Genomic DNA, 500 nt, shown 5'->3' with positions numbered 1-500 from the left:
ATTCCCGACAATGTTGAGGGCCAGCCAACGGACGGTTATATCCCACCAAGCGGAGAGGATACGGACAACGATGGTTTAGACGATGCCTACGAGGGCTCAGGTGATGAGGGCATCACCCCAGAGGATACGGACGACGACACGGTCCCTGACTATATCGATGGTGACAGTGACAACGATTTGGTGCCGGACAACAATGAGGGCAACGACTTCAACGAAGATGGAGAGCCGGACCAGACCTTTACGGGAGTTGACATGGATGGAGACGGCCTTGACGACGGTTACGAGGGCAGTGATGTCGACGATGGTTTTGACGTGAACGACGAGATCGACGACCCGGCGAACGATTTGCCCGATACCGATGGAACAGAAGATGTAAACTATAGGGATTTTGATGATGACGGCGACGGTATCGACACTCCGGATGAGGATGCTGACGGCGATGGTGACCCGACCAATGATGATACCGATGGAGACGGGACCCCAGATTACCTGGATCCAGA

Annotated in this window: 1 pseudogene; it reads left to right on the top strand. The window is 54.4% G+C overall.

Annotation, left to right across the window (positions count from 1 at the left end):
• A pseudogene (locus RM706_RS16455) lies at positions 1–500 on the top strand (gliding motility-associated C-terminal domain-containing protein); the annotation flags it as partial.

Origin of the sequence: Croceitalea rosinachiae (assembly GCF_031846445.1) — a bacterium.
GTDB lineage: Bacteria > Bacteroidota > Bacteroidia > Flavobacteriales > Flavobacteriaceae > Croceitalea > Croceitalea rosinachiae.
The sequence above is the reverse complement of the archived record's forward strand: the minus strand, read 5'-3'. Positions and strand labels throughout refer to the sequence as shown.